The sequence below is a fragment of the Streptococcus oralis genome, assembly GCF_019929365.1.
Lineage (GTDB): Bacteria > Bacillota > Bacilli > Lactobacillales > Streptococcaceae > Streptococcus > Streptococcus oralis_BT.
Genome location: NZ_JAHZPH010000001.1, coordinates 53185 through 73505, shown reverse-complemented (window position 1 = coordinate 73505; position 20321 = coordinate 53185). Strand labels below are relative to the sequence as shown.

Here is a 20321-nt window from a genome sequence, read left to right as displayed (position 1 = left end):
TTATCTTTCTCCATTATATCATATCTTTTTCATTTTAAAAATAAAAATTCTTGTGCTACAATGAAATGAGAAAGAATTGAGGTTATTTATGGAAATTTGCCAGCAAATTTTAGAAAAAATCAAAGAATACGATACCATTATCATTCATCGTCATATGAAACCAGATCCTGATGCCATAGGAAGTCAGGTAGGCTTGAAAGCTCTTCTCAAACACCATTTTCCAGAAAAGACCATCAAAGCAGTCGGTTTTAACGAACCGACTTTGACCTGGATGGCGGAAATGGATACTGTCCAAGATAGTGACTACCAAGGAGCTCTTGCTATTATTTGTGATACAGCAAATCGTCCTCGTATCGATGATAAACGCTACGAACAAGCTGATTTTACCATCAAAATCGATCACCATCCCAATGATGATATCTATGGTGACCTATCTTGGGTGGATACAAGTTCAAGCAGTGCCAGTGAAATGATTGCCCTATTTGCTCAAGAAAATCAGCTGGCCTTGTCTAGTGAAGCGGCACGACTTCTCTATGCAGGAATTGTCGGGGACACGGGGCGTTTTCTCTACCCATCAACTAGTGCTCGTACCTTTAGGATAGCTGGCCAGCTCCGAGAAGTTGATTTTGACTTTGCTGGACTGTCTCGTCAAATGGATACCATGAGCTTCAAGATTGCAAAACTACAAGGGTATGTTTATGATCACTTAGAAGTCGATGAGAATGGAGCTGCACGCGTTCTGCTTACTCAAGACATCTTGAAACAATACAAGGTTACGGATTCTGAAACAGCGGCGATTGTCGGAGCACCTGGTCGAATTGATACTGTTAAGGCTTGGGCTATCTTTGTTGAACAAGCTGATGGCCACTTCCGTGTGCGTATGCGCAGTAAAATCACCCCTATCAATGAAATTGCCAAAGAACACGACGGAGGAGGACATCCATTAGCCAGTGGCGCCAATTCCTATAGTCTAGAAGAAAACGAAATCATCTATCAAAAGTTAAAAAACTTGCTTAAAAACTGATAAAATACTTGCCAAACTTTTCAGAATCTGATAGACTAGTATGGTAACAATCTATGGCTCGCAAAGAGACCATGGCAGAAAGGAAATATTGCAAAATGAAAAAAGATATCCATCCAGAATATCGCCCAGTTGTCTTCATGGACACAACTACTGGTTACAAATTCCTTAGCGGTTCAACCAAACGCTCTAACGAAACTGTTGAGTTCGAAGGCGAAACTTACCCATTGATCCGTGTGGAAATTTCATCAGACTCACACCCATTCTACACTGGACGTCAAAAGTTCACTCAAGCAGATGGACGTGTGGATCGTTTCAACAAAAAATACGGTCTCAAATAATCAACCGCATTTATTGCTTAAAAACGTTGATACAAAGCCTTTTCCAAGAAATTGGAATTGGCTTTTTTTGTTTTTAGTACCGTTTTTGGTACCGTCTTGGAAAACTAACCTTTTGCACTATCCAGGTAATCTACAAATTTTGTGATAGCTTTCTTCTCTCCTGCTACTGTAGAGTGGCTATAAGTATCCAGGGTCATCTGACTACTTGCATGACCTAACCTTTTGGCTGCATTAACAGGGTCAACACCCGTTTCAATCATCAAGGTAGCATGAGTATGTCTGAATCCATGAGGAGTTATCTTCTTCAAGTCATGTTTCCTAATAATGCGCTTTAGAACACTATTGATATAGTCCTGATATAAAGGCTCTATCTTTCCATCTCGGCCAACAAACGTAAACATGTAATCACTATCAATCAATGGGGTAACTGACAGTTGCCCCTTTTCTTTTCTGCTCTTTTGTTTCCACTCTTTCAAAATCGAGACTGTCTCAGTATCTAAAGGAATTTGCCGTATCGAAAACTTGTTTTTGGTGCTTTTCTCAACGGCTTTCCCCTTGATTCTACCTAGGTTTTTGCTGATAGAAAGTAATTGATTGTCAAAATCGATGTCAGACCACCTCAAAGAATACAGCTCCCCTTTCCTTAAACCACTATAGGCCAACAAACGAAATAAGGCATAGTTTTTATAAGGCTCTTCTGCCTTAATAATGGCTAAAAACTCATGCAACTCCTCAACGCTAAAGAAGTTATCTGACTTCTTCCGCTCTCTTTTTGGGAGTATCGTTTGCTTCATTGGGTTGTCTGTAATCAATTTCATTTTCAAAGCAAAATCAAACACTTGGCTAGTATAAGATTTTACCTGTTTGATATTTCTAAAAGTCTGACCTTTTTCGGTAATAAAGTCTTGGCATTGCCAAGGAGTAATTTTGGAAATTTTCATCTTTCCAAGAACTGGCAAGATATGGATTCTAAACAAATCATCTGTACGGACGCTTGTCGTCCTCTCTACTGTGTTTTGATAAGTTTTGAACCATTCCTCAAAAACTTCATCAAAACGTCTCTCAGAGGCTCTCAGAATCCCTGAGAGCTCGCCTGACGCTTTTTTGTGGTAAATCATAGCTTCATACTGTCTAGCCTCTCTACGGCTCTTAAATCCGCTTTTAAAGAAGTCCTGACGTTTGCCATCAATTACCCTGTAGATTCTGACCTTATAAGGATAGCCTGATTTAGACTTTTTAGCTTTATATTTAATAATAGACATTCTAATTTCTCCTTTATTTTTTAAGGTTTCGGAGCTTATAAAATAAAGAAATCATGATTGTCAGTTATTTCTTACACTTTTTCTCTTCTTGCCGTCTCTTGTATTCAGGACTCTCTACCCATGCCTCCCAGACATAATGATAAGGGGAGTCTTCTGCACCTGATTTGTTAATCAGGAATGGAATAAGGCCTTGTTTCTCGTCAGCTATAAATTCCTTAACGGCTTTAACTAAAACATGGTTAAAACCTTTTTTACTTGCTAGAAAATCAATGTAGTCAGACAATGCCTCTGACTGATTGAGTTCTTTAAGTATAATGGCAAGTTCATCACCAAATGGAGTCCATTTAGTAATTTTATGCTCTATACTAGTACCTTTTGTCAACACTTTATAGAAATCTTTGATCATTTCTTTAGGTGCTCCTGGATCTTTCAATACAGGATTATCATCAAGCCCTAGTAAGTAAGGGATAGATACTCCAAAATATTCTGATAGAATTTGCGCATTTTTTGCATTTGGACTTCTACTCCCTTGATTGTAATTTCCGAGAGTAGAGTAGCCTATACCTGTAGCCTCACTTATTTCTTTAAGAGATAATTTACTGTTTTTAACAAGTGTTTGAAAGTTTGTCAAATAATAATCCTCCTTTTTGACATATTATAACACAAATTACACAAAAGAGAAAAAAACTCTTGACACAAAACACAAAAGAGATTATAATTTAACTCAAGATACACACTCGTGTATTTGATTCGGAGCTTATAAAATTAAGAAAGGGGTCAGAATATGACAGAAAATTTTACTATCCACCTCCCAAAAGCAACAGAAAAGAAGTTGCTTGCTCGTTACGATACCATGCTTCAGAAAGCTATTGAAAAAGCTTTTGAAGACCAGGAGCTTTATAAGCCCATGCTACGAATGTCAGGCTTATGCCGTTGGTTGGACATCTCAACGACAACTTGCATAAAATGGCAACGTGAAGGCATGCCCCACATGATCATTGACGGAGTGACCTTGTACGATAAACACAAAGTCGCTCAATGGCTACAACAATATGAAAGATAGGAAATGCTATGGCTTACATTTTTGAAGATAATTGTTACTATATCCCTAAAATCCTCTTTCAAGACGCTTATTACCAAGATTTGAGTATCGATGCTATAGTAGTTTATACAATCCTGAAAGATAAACAAAAGGAGGTTACAAGTAAAGGATGGATTGACTCTGAAGGCAATATTTATCTGGCCTATCGTTTGTCTGAAATGCAAAAGATGTTCGGTGTGGGGAAAAAGAAAATGATTAATATCCTACGTATGTTAGAGGATCACAATCTGATTGAACGAGAAAGAGAAGGTGTATTCTACGGATACAGCTTGCCTTATCGGATGTATATCAACGAAATATGAGGTGATAAAAATGATAAAAATATTCTTTGGCAATGATCCTGGTATTCGAGCACAGTTAACCAAGCAGCTAACTTCCTACTCTATTAATTTTCAAAGTTATGAAGAAGAACAACTTACTGAACAAGTCTTTCTGGAAATGTTGAAACAGACAAGTGATTTCTTTGATTTGCTAAATCCTAATCTAGTACACTACAAACTGGATAATCGACTTAGCCTCAAGCAATTTATTCATCGAATTTTATCTGATAAGGATAAATATTTAAGACTACCAATTGCAATTGTAAATGACCGAGTTTACTCTGGAGTATCAGTAGAAGATGTTCGCATGTTTATTCCTAAAGAACGTAGAAAAATTGAAAGACAGTATCTCTTCAAAAAGTTTGAGGAATTGGAGGCAGGGACCCTCTTCTGGAGAAACTTTGACTCATTTAGGAAACAGTCAGAATTACGTTGGTTTGAACTGTATGATTTATTATTTGCTGATGAATCTGACGATTTAGGAGAGATCAAAAAAGCTAAAGACCGATTCTTTAAATATAAGAATAACAAGCAAATTCCTCCTGAAGATATCATCGAAAAAATTCAAAAAATATTTTTGATTGAGAGAGTAGATTTTTTCAAAAAATCTATTTCAAATTTGCAAAATTTCTAGTCCCAAAACATTTATGAAAACGACTATGAAGATATTTTGAACATGAGATTTTGAGACTAAATTTTTGAGCTTTCTCAAAATTTATAACGCGGGCTCCTCTAACAGCCCGCTATGTGCACATCTGATGTGCATTTACTACACCCATTTTTTGGCAAGTTTGACCGTAGCAAAATGAAAATGGTCCGACGAAGTCGGCTTGGGGTTGCTCCCCCAAGAATGTCATTTTACGGAGGTCTTTGCGCAGACAAAAAAGAGGCGCCGATAGGCGACCTCTACAAGAAAGGAGGTTGATTTGGAATTAAAAGTTAGCTTGGACAACATCACTATTACAGCTTATATCAAACCCATCAAACTCCTTGATCTCAAAAGTTTGATAGAAAGTCATACAGCCATTATCGTCCAGACTGCTATGACTGATATGTTTAGAGCAATCACTCGGGACGGAAGTCACGTTAGACTCCTCCTAGACTACGACAAATTAAAAGGACAAGCCTTTAATGCTCGCCCTTTCAGGATAGAGTTTAACCCCAATAAACTCCGACAGATTGATATTAATATCTTAGATACAATTATACCATATCTTGAAGATATTGCAATCTCTCGAGTCGATTTAGCTTTTGATCTATTTGAAGTTGATTGTAGTGAGTTTATTCTTGAAAAGAAAGGCCGCCCTACTGCTACCAAAGAATGGAGAGACCAGAATGGAAAACTCGAAACTAAATATCTAGGCGCCTCTAGGTCAGAAAAACAAATTAGACTCTATAACAAAAAAGTTGAACAATTAGAAAATGGTTCTGAGGAAGACAAAGAATTTGCTAAGCAGTTCCAGCATTGGTGGCGTTTAGAATTTCAGTTACGGAGTCGCTCTGTCGAGGAAATATTTGAGGTCATTGACTCTGTTATCTTTAAACCTTTTGTGTTTGATGATTTGCCAATTGAAACTCAAATATATTTAGTTGCATATACACGTAATAAAAATGTTTGGCAAAAATTACATAGAAACACAAGAACTAAATATAAAAAGATTTTAGAAACCTATCAAACATCTGATACTGACTATCTGCAGTTGATGAAAGATTTATTAAAACATGAACGACCAATATTAGAAAAACAGCTTGCTTATTATGGGGGTCGTTAGGCATTCTTCGGAATACCTTTCGCTCTTCGGAGCGAAACAAAAAGAGAAGTTTGTGGCTCGAACTTCTCTTTTCATCGGACTGTTTCGACAGTCCGATTGCTCTCTTTCGAGAGAGCAAAACCGTCGGAGACCGCACACTTTCCGGAGGCAAAGTATAGTGCGTTATACTTTACTTGGAAGTAGTGCCGCTCTCAGTAAAGAACACCGCATAAGGGCTTGCTTATGTGTGGCAATTTTTAGCCACACGCTCGGCGACCCTTTGAGCCGAGAAAGGATGAATTATGAGTTATGTTGTAGCCAGAATGACGAAGTACAAATCAGATAATTTGGGTGGAGCTTACAAACACAATGAACGTATTTTTAAGCAACACAGTAACAAGGATATCGATATCGAACGCTCACATTTAAATTATGAATTGACAGATAGAGATCGCTCTATGTCGTACGAAAAGCAAATCAAAAACTATATAGACGAGAACAAAATTTCTAAACGAGCTATTCGAAAAGATGCCGTTCTATGCAATGAATGGATTATAACATCTGATAAAGATTTTTTTGCTAAACTTACTCCCGAAGAGACAAAACGATTTTTTGAAACTTCTAAAAATTATTTCGCTGAAAACTATGGTTTAGAAAATATTGCCTATGCTAGTGTTCACCTAGACGAAAACACACCACACATGCACATGGGAATTGTACCAATGAAGCAAGGAAAGTTATCGTCCAAATCAATTTTTAATCGTGAAGAGTTGAAAAAAATCCAAGATGAACTCCCAAAGTATTTATCTCAACATGGTTTTCATCTCCAACGAGGAGAACTTGATAGTACAAAAAAACATTTATCAACACAGGAATACAAGGACAAGCAAGAGGTTCTTCAAAAAATCGAAAAACAAATTGACGAAAAATTCGATAAAATGATAGAATTTAACAGCGAACTAAACCAAATGAATAAAGCTTTGACAAATAAAGTTAACGATTTAAAAATGGTTGACGAAGAAAAAAATAAAATGCTATATAACCTAGATCATGCTCTAAATGAAAAACAAGATACACTATCAAATCTTGAAAAAGAAATTAATATCAAAAAAGAAGATCTAGATATCGTAGACAGCATCATAGGTAGTAAAAGTGAAACAATTGACAGTATGAACCAAGATATAAAGACAAAACAAGGTACTATCAACGGACTCACCAAGCAACTTCGAGAGCACCTTCAAAAATATCAAAACTTCGACGGACTGAATATCAGTCAACTTGAGAATGGAACGATAGGTAAACAAACTCTCGATGGCAAAATTAAACTCTCCCCTGAAACACTCAATAATCTAATAAAATCTGTAATCCAACACTTCTACGAGAACCGCCAACTGTCACAAACTATCCAGCAACAAAACAAGGAATTGAATATGCTGAGAAATGTATCAAGTAATAAAAATCAGATATTAGACGAACTCCGAGAAACTAAAAATCAAAAACGAATTTTAGAAATTGAAAACAATAGCTTGAAAAATAAAATTTCACAACTTCGTGACCGTCTAAATATAGCCAGCAGAAAGCTTGGGGTATGGCGAAACCAGGCTCAAAACTACATGAAACAAAAGGAATTCCAAAACCTTACAAAACAACTAAATGCTTTCAAGCCTATTAAACTTGTTAATACTGTCAAAGTCATCAAAAAAATCTATGAACAAACCCTAGAACGCTGAATAATCTCTTTATGCCGAGAAAACTTTTGACAACAAGCTATGACGAATTAGACTAGTTGGGTCGTGTCGGCAGACTGAAAAGCTGCCGACCGATTACAACAGGAATAAAAAGTCATAGGTTACTTGTTGTCAAAAGGAAATTGGAATAAATCAATCAAGGAGAAGTCAAATATCACAAACATCGAAGTTAATAAAAATTATTATTGACATTCTCTCTTATTTATCCTAAACTATGGATAAGGATAGGATAACGTAGGACGACTGGTAACAGATCGTTCAAAGGCACCATCTTCTGGTATGGGTGTGGGACTGCCTTCAGCCTATGGTTGTAAAGACCCCTGACTACCATCGGTCCTATTTCTTTCACTCTTGGATTTTATTCAAGAGTTTTTTCTTGCCTAAAAAGTATAAAAGATATATACTAGCTATATAAGATATAGATTGGAGATATACCATGACTACATCACTTGCTAAGCAATACAATTTTAAAATAAATGAAGTAACAATGGAGCAAGCTAGATCCATTATCAAGGAAAAAGGAATGACCATGACTGAGGCTATTAGCCTTTTTGTAGAGCAAATAGTCCTGGAGCAAGATTTGCCTATTAAGACGGCCGAAGATCTACATAGAGAACAGTTGATTGAAGAATTACAAGCCCAATCTGAACGTGCCTTGAGAGAATACGAGGCAGGAGAAGGAACTTCCCTAGATGATATGAGGGTACGCTATGGCTTATAAAGTGATTGCTTCAAAAGAGGTCGAGGAAGCTATCGACAATATACACGACTATATAGCTACGGTACTTCTATCCCCTCAATCTGCTAAAAATACTGTGGCTAAAATTTTAGACAGCTTAAAAAGTTTAGAAATCTTTCCTGAAGCAGGTTTTGACGCTGATGAGAAAATCGGAGTAAAGATTAACAGTAAGTATCCCACACGAGGAAAAATAATTGACCAATATGTTTTGCTTTACTTCATCGACCAAAACCGAAACACTGTTTTTTTATCTCACCTATTCCACACTAAAAGCGATTATGTTACTTTGTTACAAAAAGACAATAAAAAAAGCTCAAATACTTGAGACAACTTTCTTTATTTTATAAGCCCCGAAACCTTAATTTTTGGTACCTTTTTGGTACCGTCTTGGTTTAACAATACGGTATATATATAATATTTTACAGCTATATCCCCTTTAGAAACATTGATTTAATAAGGATTTAAACATTATAGAGTATATCTTTGTAAAATACGGTCTCAAATAATGATAAAAAAGAACAGTTACCACTGTTCTTTTTTTGTACTTCTTTTTATGAACCAATCACTACTACTTTCTATTTGTCAACCTTCACGCTGACACTATAATTGATTTCAAACGAGTTTAAAAAATATCGAAAAGAAGCTTGATATTGAGAATGGTTAAGATAATGGAAACTGCGTAGCCTAGGATTGTGTTCCACTTAGCATTGGTAAATTCTCCCATCAGTGACTTTTTAGAAGTCAGATAGATTAAGGGGAAGATTGAAAACGGAAGAGCGATTGACAGAAAGACTTGTGAATAGACCAATAACTGATCCAAGGTTTTTTCTTGATGTCCAAACAAGACGGCTACAATAATCACAGGGAGCAAGGCAAAAATACGTGTACCGATACGGATAATCCACTGAGGCAATTTCAGATGCAAGAAACCTTCCATGACAATCTGTCCTGTCAAGGTACCTGTAATAGTCGAATTTTGGCCACTTGCTAAGAGAGCTAGAGCAAATAAAGTTGACAGAGTTGAGCTGGCTATCGCTCCTGCTATTGTTGAATCCTGTAAAGCATTGTACATTTGAGAAAAAGCTGAAATTTCAGATGCATGACCAAAAAAGAGGGAGGCACCTAAAATGAGAAGCAAGGAATTGACAATAAAGGCTAAGGACAACTGAAGATTTGAATCCCATGTCATAAAACGCACGGCTTTCCGAACATCCTTCTTATCTTTGTGATTGATTTTCCTTGTTTGGGATAGGGATGAATGAAGATAGAGATTATGGGGCATGACTGTCGCTCCTACAATTCCTAGAGCTAATGTTAATTGGCTTTCATGACCTGGCAATGGTGTTTCAAATAGAGTTGAAGTCGGTAAATAACCACCAAAAATACCCTGAATACTTGGACTGGATAAGGCCACCAGATAGGTAAAGATGGCTAATATGGTTAAAATAAGGGTCGTAACAATGGCTTCAATTTTTTTGAAGCCAAATTTCATCAACAACAACAAAAGAAATACATCTAAAACAGTTAGGAGGATAGCGACCATAATTGGTATTTTAAACAAAAGATTTAAGGCAATCGCTGAGCCTAGAACCTCAGCTAAGTCTGTCGCCATTAAAGCCAATTCTAAAATCACCCATAAACTATAGCGAAGCCATTTGGGAGCATGATGAGCTGTTGCCTGTGCTAGGTCCATCCTAGTCACGATACCGAGCTTTCCAGCCATCTGTTGTAGTTGCATGGCGATGATGGATGAAATCAAAATAACAAATAAGAGACTATATTTGTAGGAAGCACCACCAACCACACTGGTAATCCAGTTTCCAGGATCCATATAACCAACTGCTACAAGGGCTCCGGGTCCTAAAAATGCTTTTAGATTTTGCCAAAAATGATTGTTATTCGGAGTTTCAATAGATTGATTGATCTCAGAAAGAGAGACTTTTTTGTAAGAAGACATCGGAATTTTACACTTTCTAATCTGTCTTTACCTATTTTCTTAATGGAATTTTTGAAAATATCATGAAAATAGTTTTCTATTTCCAATTTATTCTTATTATATCACATTTTAGAATGATTCTTAAGGAAAGAATGATGGTTGAAATAGGCAATTTCTGTATTGCAAAAGCCAGCGTTTTCTAGCGCTGGCTTTAAAACTGTGAAAATTTTTTCTCAACTAGATTGCTTCTGTGACAAAACTACGACTTTCTAGCACCTTGAGCATGGCATTAGCTGTATCTAGGGCTGTAAAGAGTGGCACCCCGTGTTCAATAGCCGAACGGCGAATTTGCTCACCATCTTCGTCAGCAGTTCGTTTGGTTCCGACAGTATTGATGATCGCTTGAATTTTCCCTTTGCGGACAAAGCTTGGGATATCCTGCTCATCATCGCCAATCTTGCCAACAGGCTGGGCATGCAGTCCATGACTAGCAAAGAAGGCTGCTGTCCCTTCTGTCGCGAGGATACCGTAGCCGATATTTTGGAAACGACGAGCCAAGTCCAAGGCTTCTTCTTTGGCATCATCTGCGATGGTAAAGACTACATTTCCAAAGGTTGGCAAGTGCAGGTAAGAAGCTTCAAAAGCCTTGTAGAGAGCTTTTTCCAAAGTAGTATCAGAACCCATAACTTCCCCTGTTGACTTCATTTCAGGACCGAGCAAGCTATCTACCTTAGCCAGTTTCGTAAAGGAGAAGACTGGCGCCTTGATATGAACGCGAGTGCTTTCTGGATAAAGTCCATCTTGGTAGCCAAGTTCTTCAAGGCTTTGACCAAGAATGAGCTTAGTCGCTACCTGAGCCATAGGAATATTAGTTACCTTAGAAAGGAATGGCACCGTACGGCTGGCACGTGGATTGACCTCAATAACATAGACTTTCTCATCCTTGATGACAAACTGGATGTTCATCATCCCAAGACAGTTAAGACCGATTGCTAGGCGTTTGGTGTAGTCTGCGATGGTTTCCTGAACCTTTTGCGACAAGGTTTGTGGAGGATACACGGCCATCGAGTCACCTGAGTGGACACCGGCACGTTCGATATGCTCCATGATACCAGGGATGAGGACATTTTCCCCGTCTGAGATGGCATCAACTTCACACTCCTGACCAACGATGTAAGAGTCAACAAGAACTGGGTGGTCTGGACTAGCCTTAACAGCGGTACGCATGTAAGAACGGAGGTCTTCTTCGTTTTCAACGATTTCCATGGCACGTCCACCCAAGACATAAGATGGGCGAACGAGGACTGGGAAACCAATCTTACGAGCTGCAAGCACGGCTTCTTCTTCATTGGTAGCCGTTTGACCTGGCGGCTGTGGAATATCCAAGTCTTTAAGGGCTTGCTCGAAGAGGTCACGGTCTTCGGCACGGTCTAAGTCAGCGACTTGCGTACCAAGGATGGTCACGCCTGCTTTTGCCAAGGGCTCAGCAAGGTTGATAGCTGTTTGACCACCAAACTGAACAATAACGCCTTTTGGTTGCTCCAAGTCGATAACATTCATAACATCTTCGAAAGTCAACGGTTCAAAGTAGAGCTTGTCAGATACCGAGAAGTCTGTTGAAACGGTCTCTGGGTTTGAATTCATGATGATGGCTTCATAACCAGCAGCCTGAATAGCCTTGACTGAGTGAACAGTTGCGTAGTCAAACTCAACCCCTTGCCCGATACGGATTGGACCAGAACCTAGGACTAGTACAGATTCCTTGTCAGACTTGATAGACTCATTTTCCCATCCATAGGTTGAATAGAAATATGGCGTTTCAGAGTCGAACTCGGCCGCACAAGTATCGACCATCTTGTAGACTGGGACAATCCTGTTTTCCAAACGTAGTTGGCGAACTTGGTCAGCTGTCGTTTCCCAGAGTTCAGCAATCTTACGGTCTGAAAATCCATTGAGTTTAGCTGTTTTCAAGACTTCTAGATCTTGTGGATGGGCACCTAATTCTTGCTCAATTTCAAAGATGTGCAAGAGTTTATCCAGATAGAAGATATCTATCTTGGTCAATTCAGCAATTTCTTCTGGTGTGTAGCCACGGCGAATGGCTTCTGATACGTAGAAGAGACGATCATCTTGGGCCTTGACAACTTTTTCAATCAAGGCATCATCAGAAACGGTTGCCAGTTCAGGCATTTCATTGTGGTGAACCCCAATTTCAAGTGAACGACATGCCTTGAGAAGTGACTCTTCGATGTTGCGTCCAATCGCCATAACTTCTCCAGTTGCCTTCATCTGAGTTCCAAGACGACGCTCCCCTTTTTCAAACTTGTCAAATGGGAAACGTGGAATCTTAGCAACGACATAGTCAAGGGCTGGTTCAAACATAGCATAAGTTGAACCTGTAACTGGGTTGATGACCTCATCCAGGGTCAAACCAACGGCAATCTTGGCAGCTAATTTGGCAATCGGATAACCTGTCGCCTTAGAAGCAAGGGCTGACGAACGCGATACACGAGGGTTCACTTCGATAACATAGTACTTGAAGCTATGCGGATCAAGGGCCAGCTGAACGTTACACCCACCTTCAATCTTGAGGGCGCGGATAATGCTCAAGCTCGCGTCACGTAGCATTTGGTTTTCATAGTCTGACATAGTTTGCGCCGGGGCAAATACGATGGAATCCCCTGTATGAATCCCAACTGGGTCAAAGTTTTCCATGTTACAAACAACGAGGGCATTGTCAGCTGAATCGCGCATGACTTCGTACTCGATTTCCTTGAAACCTGCGATTGAACGTTCAATCAAACATTGGGTAACAGGTGACAGTTTCAACCCATTTTCAGCGATTTCACGAAGTTCTTCCTCGTTGGCACACATACCACCACCAGTACCACCTAGGGTAAAGGCTGGACGAACGATAACAGGGTAGCCGATTGACGCCGCAAAGGCAACAGCTTCTTCCACTGTGTTGACAATTTCAGATTCTGGGATTGGCTGCTCAAGCTCTTCCATCAATTGTTTAAAGAGATCACGGTCCTCTGCTTGGTCAATAGCAGATAGTTTAGTACCCAGAAGTTCAACACCAAGTTCATCTAAAATACCATTTTTAGACAATTCCATGGCCATATTGAGCCCTGTCTGACCTCCAAGAGTTGGAAGCAAAGCATCCGGACGTTCCTTACGGAGAATACGCGTCACAAACTCGAGTGTAATCGGTTCGATGTAGACCTTGTCCGCAATCTCCTTATCCGTCATGATGGTTGCAGGGTTTGAGTTCACCAAAACAACCTCATAGCCTTCCTCTTTCAAAGACAAGCAGGCCTGGGTCCCCGCGTAGTCAAACTCAGCAGCCTGACCAATAATAATCGGACCAGAACCAATCACCATAATTTTTTGAATATCAGTACGTTTAGGCATAGTTTATGATACAAAGCCCGTAAAGAACACAGTGAAAATAGGAAACTCGGTGCAGACGCCTTCAGCGTCAAGACGATGTTTATCTTTTTCACACAGTTCTTAGGGCGTGTTCACTTCCGCGAACAATGTATCTTCTCCTTTCTATTCGGCAACTCTCGGGTTGCCATTAAATAAATTCTCCGATGATTTTTCAATAATAAATCGAGTGTAAAAATTTTCAGCATCTCATTGCTCAACTAAAAGAAAGGACTTGCCTTTTTATTTGACAAGCCTCTGATAGAGTTTCCTATATCAGCGATTAGCAGATTTAAACGACTCCATCATTTCGATAAATTCATCAAAGAGATAGCTTGCATCGTGCGGTCCTGGAGCTGCATCTGGGTGGAATTGCACAGAGAAACCTGGTTGGTATCTGTGACGCACACCCTCAACTGACTTGTCATTGATTTCTTCGTGGGTAATAATCAAATGCTCTGGCAAATCCTCACGGCTAACCGCATAACCATGGTTCTGGCTAGTAAAGTCTACTCGGCCTGTTGCAATTTCACGCACCGCGTGGTTAAATCCACGGTGACCAAACTTCATCTTGTAGGTCTTAGCACCATTTGCCATAGCAAAAAGTTGATGTCCCATACAGATACCAAAGATCGGAATTTTCCCTTGCACACCACGAATCATATCGAGCGCCTGGGGAACATCTTCTGGGTTACCTGGACCGTTTGACAACATGACCCCGTCAGGATGGAGATGGAGAATCTCTTCTGCTGTTGTTGTGTATGGAACAACGGTCACGTTACAGTTACGCTTAGATAGTTCGCGTAAGATGGAGTGTTTGAGACCAAAGTCTACCAATACGACACTCAATCCAACTCCAGGAGCAGGATAAGCTGTCTTAGTAGAGACTTGCTTGATATTATCTGTCGGTAGAACTGTCGCTTGGAGCTGGTCTATGATATGGTCCATCGTATCACCAACATGCGTAAGGGTTGCACGCATAGTACCATGCTTACGGATAATTTTTGTCAGAGCACGGGTGTCAATTCCTGAGATACCAGGAATTTTCTTGGCTTTCAAGAATTCGTCCAAGGTCATTTGATTGCGCCAGTTGCTGGCTCTACGCGCTTCTTCAAAAACTACTACTCCCTTACAGGTAGGAGTGATTGACTCGTAGTCGTCACGGTTAATTCCATAATTTCCCACCAAAGGGTAGGTAAAGGTTAAGATTTGTCCATTATAAGACTGGTCTGTAATGGATTCTTGGTAACCAGTCATCCCTGTGTTAAAGACGATTTCCCCTGTTACATCAATATCTGCTCCCAAGGCCTTGCCTTCAAATACTGTACCATCTTCTAATACTAGAAGTCGTTTTTTCATCTACTCACCTCTCGTTGATGCTCTCAGACATCTTTTAACGCTTTGTGCCTTATTTTGCTTTTCTATAGGCCAGCACAGATTCTAAAATTGCCATTCTGACAAAGACACCGTTGGTCATTTGCTGAACAATACGTGATTTCGGTGCTTCTACCAAGTGATCAGCGATTTCCACATCACGATTGACTGGAGCTGGGTGCATAAGGATTGCTTTTTCTTTCAAGCGGTCATAGCGTTCTTGTGTCAAACCATGCTGGATATGATAGTCTTCTTTTGAAAATCCTGTCACAATTTCATGACGTTCATGCTGCACACGAAGAAACATCATAACATCTACTTGATCAATCACCTCATCAATTGATACAAAGCGACCGTAATGTTCAAACTCCTCACTTCTCCATTCCTCAGGACCTGCAAAGTAAAGCTCCGCTCCCAAGCGTTTAAGGATTTGCATATTAGACTTAGCTACCCGTGAGTGGTTGAGGTCGCCAGCGATAGCCACCTTAAGACCTTCAAAATGTCCAAATTCTTCATAAATTGTCATCAAATCAAGCAAACTTTGGCTAGGGTGTTGCCCTGAACCGTCCCCACCATTGATAATCGAAGTTGTGATGGTCGGGCTAGCAATCAATTCTCTGTAGTAGTCCACCTCTGGGTGACGAATGACACAGGCATCCACTCCTAGTGCAGAAAGCGTCAAGATTGTGTCATAGAGTGTTTCACCCTTATTCACTGAACTGGTCTTCACATCGAAATCCAAAAGATCAAGTCCAAGTTTCAGTTCTGCTACCTCAAAGGATTTGTGGGTACGAGTTGAACTTTCAAAGAAAAGGTTGGAAACGATATGCTGTTCCTCATAAGAAGCACTCGCTCCGTTTTTAAATTCGATTCCTCGTTTAATCAATTTCATTACTTGTTCTACAGTAAGATCTTCCATAGAAACGACATGTTGCAAAGCTTGTTGATTTTCTGACATTTTTTTACTCCTTTTAGTGTTTTAGGCTTGTTCTGTGATTAGTACTCTGTCTTGTCCATCTAGTTCTGTCATCTCTACGATGATTTCTTCAGAACGACTGGTTGGGATATTTTTCCCAACATAGTCCGGACGGATTGGAAGTTCTCTATGACCACGATCAACCAAGACTGCCAAACTCACACGAGCAGGGCGACCATGGCTAACAATATTGTCAATAGCAGCTCGGATAGTCCGACCAGTGTAGAGTACATCGTCCACCAAAATGACTTCCCGATCTGTCACATCAACAGAGATTAGAGAAGTATCTTCTCCACTTTTGACATCGTCACGGAAAGGTTTAGTATCTAGTTCTACCACTGGAACAGCGATATTTTCTAACTGTTCCAAGCGTTCTTGGATACGACGAGCGATAAAAACACCTCGCGTTTTAATACCAGCCAAAACGATTTTATTCAAATCTTTGTTTCGCTCAATAATCTCGTAGGTAATCCGAGTAATCGCTCGTTTGACGGTCAATTCGTCTACAACTTCTTTTGTCCTCATGACAAACCTCCAAAAAGAAAAGTCTCCTTAACAAGGAGACTTCAGAATGTATAGCCAAGCCAGCCCTACTGTAAAGAGTATAGACTTCTGCTATCTATTGATCCGACTCCTTGCCTGCCTCACGGGACAGGTTTAAAGGAATATTTTATTGTTATTACTATATCACAAAGAATGGATCAATGCAAGAAAAAAACATAAAATTTTTATCTTATAACGAACTAAAATCATATAATTGGGGATAGTGATCGCATTCTGGGTTCTTTGGATGACAGATAGCCCGTCCAAAGTAAATCATGGCTTGATGGGCTGCCAACCATTTCTCTGGTGGCAGAATATCCATGACACGTTTTTCTACTTCGAGTGGCGTGGCCGATTTTTTGACAATATCATGGTGCTTACAAATACGCTCAACATGAGTATCCACTGCAAAGGCTGGAATTCCAAAGCCCACACTCATGACTACGTTGGCTGTTTTGCGGCCAACACCTGCTAGACTTTCTAATTCCTCACGAGTCTGAGGCACTTGACCATCAAAATCGTCTAGTAACTGTTGGGCACATTTTTTTAGAAACTTGGCCTTATTTCGATAAAGTCCTAGGCGGGAAATGTGTGAGGCAATTTCACTTTCAGTCGCGACAGACATGGCTTGAGGCGTTGGAAAGGCTGCAAAGAGAGCTGGTGTAGCCTTGTTGACTGCGGCATCTGTCGTCTGGGCTGACAGCATCACTGCAACCAAGAGTTCAAAATGATTGGTAAAATCAAGGCTGGGTTTAGCATCTGGGAAGAGAGCAATAATTTCCTCAATGACATAACGGGCACGTTTCTTGGATAAAACCATCTACTCGTCTCCATCAAATAGTCCTTGCAAGCCTGCAAATGGACTGTTTTCTTCTTTCTTGACTGCTTGTTGGGCTTGGTATTCTTCCTCAGTCATGATTTGCCAGTCATTTCCAGACACAAAACCTTGACCAGCTTCTTCTTCTGCTGTTAAGACCTTGATTGGAATATTTAGCAAGATATTATCGGAAACGCTCTCAGCAAGGTCGATTTCCCCATTTTCGATAGGCAAGACCAAGTCATCGTCTAAAACTTCTTGATCCAGTTGGTTGGTTGCTCCTTCCATGAAGACCTCTGTCACTGGATAAGACTCCTCCAACTCAACTGGCTCCATACTGCGGCTGGAAGCAAGGACAATGGTATAAGATAGCTGATAGTCTAAGAAATACATACGGTCTTCGTACTGGATCTTTCCCACTGCTAGGATATCTTTAACATCTAAAATTTCTTGATTACGTTTACGCAAGTCTGCGACAAGGTCCAAAGTTTGTTCAAAGTGTAGGCCTTCAGGCTGCTTACGAATTTCTTGAATATTTAACTTCATATTTCCTCCATAAAGATGTACTCACTTGATTATACCATGAAAAAGCTATAAGTCAGCCTCCCAAACTTTGATATTAAAATCTCATTTTTAACATATTTACTATGACAAACTTTCCTATTAGTGCTATACTATAGGCAAGAATACATCAGAGCAAGGAGGATGCTCATATGGAAGACAAAGTACTCATCAACCAAGCTCACCAACTCCTTTCCGGGTTAAATAAAAGCTACCAAAGTTGCAAACAAGGTACAGCCGATGATCTTCGACTGCAAGAGCTGCTGAACACTACTCTTAAGGAACTAAAAAAAGCAGAAAAGCTGGACAACAGTATCTTAATCAACCTTGAGAAATTTTACCAACGTACTAGTCTTCTGATTGGACTGGGTAATCTAAAACTGAATGAGCAAACACGCACTGCTTGGCGCAACTATGACAAGTTCCATTACCAGCATGTCAAACACGTGCTGAATCTCTATGGACCTGTTTTCGGATTTTAGAGTTTATAATTTTGGATTTACTATTGACAAAATTTCCTAAAAGGTATAGGATAGAGGTACTAATACTCGGAGGTAAGGGAGACATGAACAACTAAGTCTATCAAATAAAGAACTTTATTTAGTAGATCTTGTTTTTGTCTCTTTTTGTGTGCTCTTTTTGTACTGGATTTTCTGGTACTTTATCCTCATTGAAAATCAAAAAACTAGAAAGCTATGCTCCTCTTGGGTTGGGTTAGGCAGCTCCAAGCTAGTTTGACGAGCTTTTCAACGAGGATTACAGAGTTTTGACAGTGACTTTGGGCTCTACTAGGTAAAGTAGAGCTTTTTGTTATGCACTATCGACATTCTAGAAAGGGCAACAATATGATAAAAATCAATCACCTGACCATCACACAAAACAAAGATCTACGAGATCTTGTTTCTAACCTAACCATGACTATCCAAGATGGGGAAAAGGTTGCTATTATTGGTGAAGAAGGAAATGGTAAATCGACTTTACTACGAGCTTTAATGGGGGAAGCATTACCTGATTTTACTATCAAGGGCGACATCCAGTCTGATTGTCAAGCACTGGCCTACATTCCTCAAAAACTAGCTGGTGACCTGAAAAAGAAAACTCTACATGACTACTTCTTTTTGGATTCTGCTGATTTAGACTACAGTATCCTCTACCGCTTGGCTGAGGAGTTGCATTTTGACAGCGACCGTTTTGCTAGTGACCAAGAGATTGGGAGCCTCTCGGGGGGCGAAGCTTTGAAAATTCAACTCATCCATGAATTAGCCAAACCCTTTGAGATTCTATTTTTAGATGAACCTTCAAATGACCTAGACCTTGAGACGGTTGATTGGCTAAAAGATCAGATTCGAAAGATTAGGCAAACTGTTATTTTCATTTCCCATGATGAAGACTTTCTTTCTCAAACGGCTGATACTATTGTCCACTTGCGACTGGTCAAGCATCGGAAAGAAGCGGAAACGCTAGTCGAGCATTTAGACTATGATCGCTATAGTGAGCAGAGAAAGGCTAATTTTGCCAGACAAAGTCAGCAAGCTGCTAACGCCCAGAGAGCCTATGACAAAACCATGGAAAAACATCGCCGAGTCAAGCAAAATGTAGAAACTGCCTTACGTAACACTAAAAATGATGTTGCTGGGCGCCTACTGGCTAAGAAGATGAAAAATGTTCTCTCTCAAGAAAAGCGCTACGAAAAGGCAGCTCAGTCCATGACCCAAAAGCCGCTTGAAGAAGAACAAATCCAACTTTTCTTCTCAGATATACAACCATTACCAGCTTCTAAAGTCTTAATCCGACTGGAAAAGGAAAATTTGTCCATTGGCGACCGAGTTTTGGCTAAAAAACTACAACTAACTATCCGTGGCCAAGATAAAATCGGTATCATCGGGCCTAATGGTATTGGGAAATCGACTCTGCTAGCCAAGTTGCAACAACTGCTCAGCACCAAAAGAGAAATTTCGCTTGGTTTTATGCCACAAGATTACCATAAAAAACTGCAATTGGATTTATCTCCAGTAGACTACCTCAGCCAAACTGGACAAAAAGAGGAACTACAGAAAATCCAATCCCACTTAGCCAGTCTCAATTTCAGCTATCCAGAAATGCACCACCAAATTCGCTCCTTATCTGGCGGGCAACAAGGTAAACTGCTTCTTTTGGATTTAGTGCTGCGCAAACCAAACTTTCTCCTTCTGGATGAGCCCACACGAAACTTTTCTCCCACTTCTCAACCCGAAATAAGAAAACTCTTTGCCTCTTATCCCGGCGGTCTGATCACTGTTTCGCATGACAGACGCTTCTTAAAAGAGGTCTGTACGAGTATCTATCGTTTAACAGAAGAAGGTTTGGAAGTCGTTGATTTACAAGATTTATAAATGTTGAACATAGCAAAAATCCAGAGACG

19 protein-coding genes and 1 pseudogene are annotated in these 20321 nt (G+C 39.8%); 11 read left to right on the top strand and 9 right to left on the bottom strand.

The features are described 5' to 3' along the window. The first annotated feature begins 88 nt into the window (after positions 1 to 88). Positions 89 to 1024 (top strand): DHH family phosphoesterase, encoded by a 936-nt coding sequence (locus K1I53_RS00365; RefSeq protein ID WP_223327492.1) that lies wholly within the window; start codon positions 89 to 91, stop codon positions 1022 to 1024. A 95-nt stretch (positions 1025 to 1119) separates the two neighbouring features. Continuing rightward, entirely contained in the window at positions 1120 to 1362 is a 243-nt protein-coding gene (locus K1I53_RS00360; protein WP_000710762.1) for a type B 50S ribosomal protein L31, read from the top strand. 104 nt (positions 1363 to 1466) lie between these two features. Here K1I53_RS00360 and K1I53_RS00355 read toward each other — a convergent pair whose 3' ends face one another. Together K1I53_RS00355 and K1I53_RS00350 are read right to left on the bottom strand one after the other, a co-directional pair. Beyond that, entirely contained in the window at positions 1467 to 2624 is a 1158-nt protein-coding gene (locus tag K1I53_RS00355; RefSeq protein ID WP_223327491.1) for a tyrosine-type recombinase/integrase, read from the bottom strand. 64 nt (positions 2625 to 2688) lie between these two features. Further along, complete coding sequence (locus tag K1I53_RS00350) at positions 2689 to 3255, bottom strand: helix-turn-helix domain-containing protein (RefSeq protein WP_223327490.1); 567 nt, start codon at positions 3253 to 3255, stop codon at positions 2689 to 2691. A gap of 153 nt (positions 3256 to 3408) precedes the next feature. Here K1I53_RS00350 and K1I53_RS00345 point away from each other — a divergent pair, with 153 nt between their 5' ends. The 7 genes and pseudogenes from K1I53_RS00345 to K1I53_RS00315 all read left to right on the top strand — a co-directional run bounded on the left by K1I53_RS00345 (position 3409) and on the right by K1I53_RS00315 (position 8609). Further along, a complete protein-coding gene (locus K1I53_RS00345) occupies positions 3409 to 3687 on the top strand; it encodes a DNA-binding protein (protein ID WP_223327489.1) in 279 nt (92 codons plus the stop codon). An 8-nt stretch (positions 3688 to 3695) separates the two neighbouring features. Next, positions 3696 to 4028: a replication initiator protein A gene (locus tag K1I53_RS00340; RefSeq protein WP_223327488.1), complete on the top strand. Its 333-nt coding sequence runs from the start codon at positions 3696 to 3698 to the stop codon at positions 4026 to 4028. Between the two features lie 10 nt (positions 4029 to 4038). Next, positions 4039 to 4680: a hypothetical protein gene (locus K1I53_RS00335; protein ID WP_223327487.1), complete on the top strand. Its 642-nt coding sequence runs from the start codon at positions 4039 to 4041 to the stop codon at positions 4678 to 4680. 292 nt (positions 4681 to 4972) lie between these two features. Beyond that, positions 4973 to 5818 (top strand): replication initiation factor domain-containing protein, encoded by an 846-nt coding sequence (locus tag K1I53_RS00330; RefSeq protein WP_223327486.1) that lies wholly within the window; start codon positions 4973 to 4975, stop codon positions 5816 to 5818. A 281-nt stretch (positions 5819 to 6099) separates the two neighbouring features. Then, positions 6100 to 6738 (top strand): annotated as a pseudogene (gene mobV / locus K1I53_RS09355) (MobV family relaxase); the annotation flags it as partial. A 1243-nt stretch (positions 6739 to 7981) separates the two neighbouring features. Continuing rightward, a complete protein-coding gene (gene relB, locus K1I53_RS00320; protein WP_125415085.1) occupies positions 7982 to 8266 on the top strand; it encodes a type II toxin-antitoxin system RelB/ParD family antitoxin in 285 nt (94 codons plus the stop codon). Then, positions 8256 to 8609: a type II toxin-antitoxin system RelE/ParE family toxin gene (locus K1I53_RS00315; RefSeq protein WP_223327484.1), complete on the top strand. Its 354-nt coding sequence runs from the start codon at positions 8256 to 8258 to the stop codon at positions 8607 to 8609. The genes relB and K1I53_RS00315 overlap by 11 nt, the downstream gene beginning before the upstream one ends. Before the next feature lie 297 nt (positions 8610 to 8906). On the opposite strand, the gene K1I53_RS00310 is transcribed toward K1I53_RS00315, so the two are convergent. From K1I53_RS00310 to K1I53_RS00280, 7 genes are all read right to left on the bottom strand, one after another. After that, a complete protein-coding gene (locus tag K1I53_RS00310; RefSeq protein ID WP_038806240.1) occupies positions 8907 to 10241 on the bottom strand; it encodes an Nramp family divalent metal transporter in 1335 nt (444 codons plus the stop codon). 216 nt (positions 10242 to 10457) lie between these two features. Next, positions 10458 to 13634, bottom strand: coding sequence for a carbamoyl-phosphate synthase large subunit (carB, locus tag K1I53_RS00305; protein WP_223327483.1), 3177 nt, complete (start codon positions 13632 to 13634; stop codon positions 10458 to 10460). 291 nt (positions 13635 to 13925) lie between these two features. Then, positions 13926 to 15008 (bottom strand): carbamoyl phosphate synthase small subunit, encoded by a 1083-nt coding sequence (locus tag K1I53_RS00300; RefSeq protein WP_223327482.1) that lies wholly within the window; start codon positions 15006 to 15008, stop codon positions 13926 to 13928. A gap of 49 nt (positions 15009 to 15057) precedes the next feature. Next, a complete protein-coding gene (locus K1I53_RS00295) occupies positions 15058 to 15981 on the bottom strand; it encodes an aspartate carbamoyltransferase catalytic subunit (RefSeq protein ID WP_001293858.1) in 924 nt (307 codons plus the stop codon). 21 nt (positions 15982 to 16002) lie between these two features. After that, complete coding sequence (pyrR, locus tag K1I53_RS00290; protein ID WP_038805035.1) at positions 16003 to 16524, bottom strand: bifunctional pyr operon transcriptional regulator/uracil phosphoribosyltransferase PyrR; 522 nt, start codon at positions 16522 to 16524, stop codon at positions 16003 to 16005. 208 nt (positions 16525 to 16732) lie between these two features. After that, complete coding sequence (nth, locus tag K1I53_RS00285) at positions 16733 to 17362, bottom strand: endonuclease III (protein ID WP_223327481.1); 630 nt, start codon at positions 17360 to 17362, stop codon at positions 16733 to 16735. Then, positions 17363 to 17905 carry a YceD family protein gene (locus tag K1I53_RS00280; RefSeq protein WP_125425245.1) on the bottom strand — a complete coding sequence of 181 codons (543 nt, stop codon included), beginning with the start codon at positions 17903 to 17905 and terminating at the stop codon, positions 17363 to 17365. A 167-nt stretch (positions 17906 to 18072) separates the two neighbouring features. Between K1I53_RS00280 and K1I53_RS00275 the strand changes: the two genes are divergently transcribed. Together K1I53_RS00275 and K1I53_RS00270 are read left to right on the top strand one after the other, a co-directional pair. Continuing rightward, positions 18073 to 18402: a helicase BlpT gene (locus K1I53_RS00275; protein ID WP_223327480.1), complete on the top strand. Its 330-nt coding sequence runs from the start codon at positions 18073 to 18075 to the stop codon at positions 18400 to 18402. A 330-nt stretch (positions 18403 to 18732) separates the two neighbouring features. Continuing rightward, on the top strand, positions 18733 to 20292 hold the full coding sequence (locus K1I53_RS00270; RefSeq protein ID WP_223327479.1) for an ATP-binding cassette domain-containing protein: 1560 nt from the start codon (positions 18733 to 18735) through the stop codon (positions 20290 to 20292). The last annotated feature ends 29 nt before the right edge of the window (positions 20293 to 20321 follow it).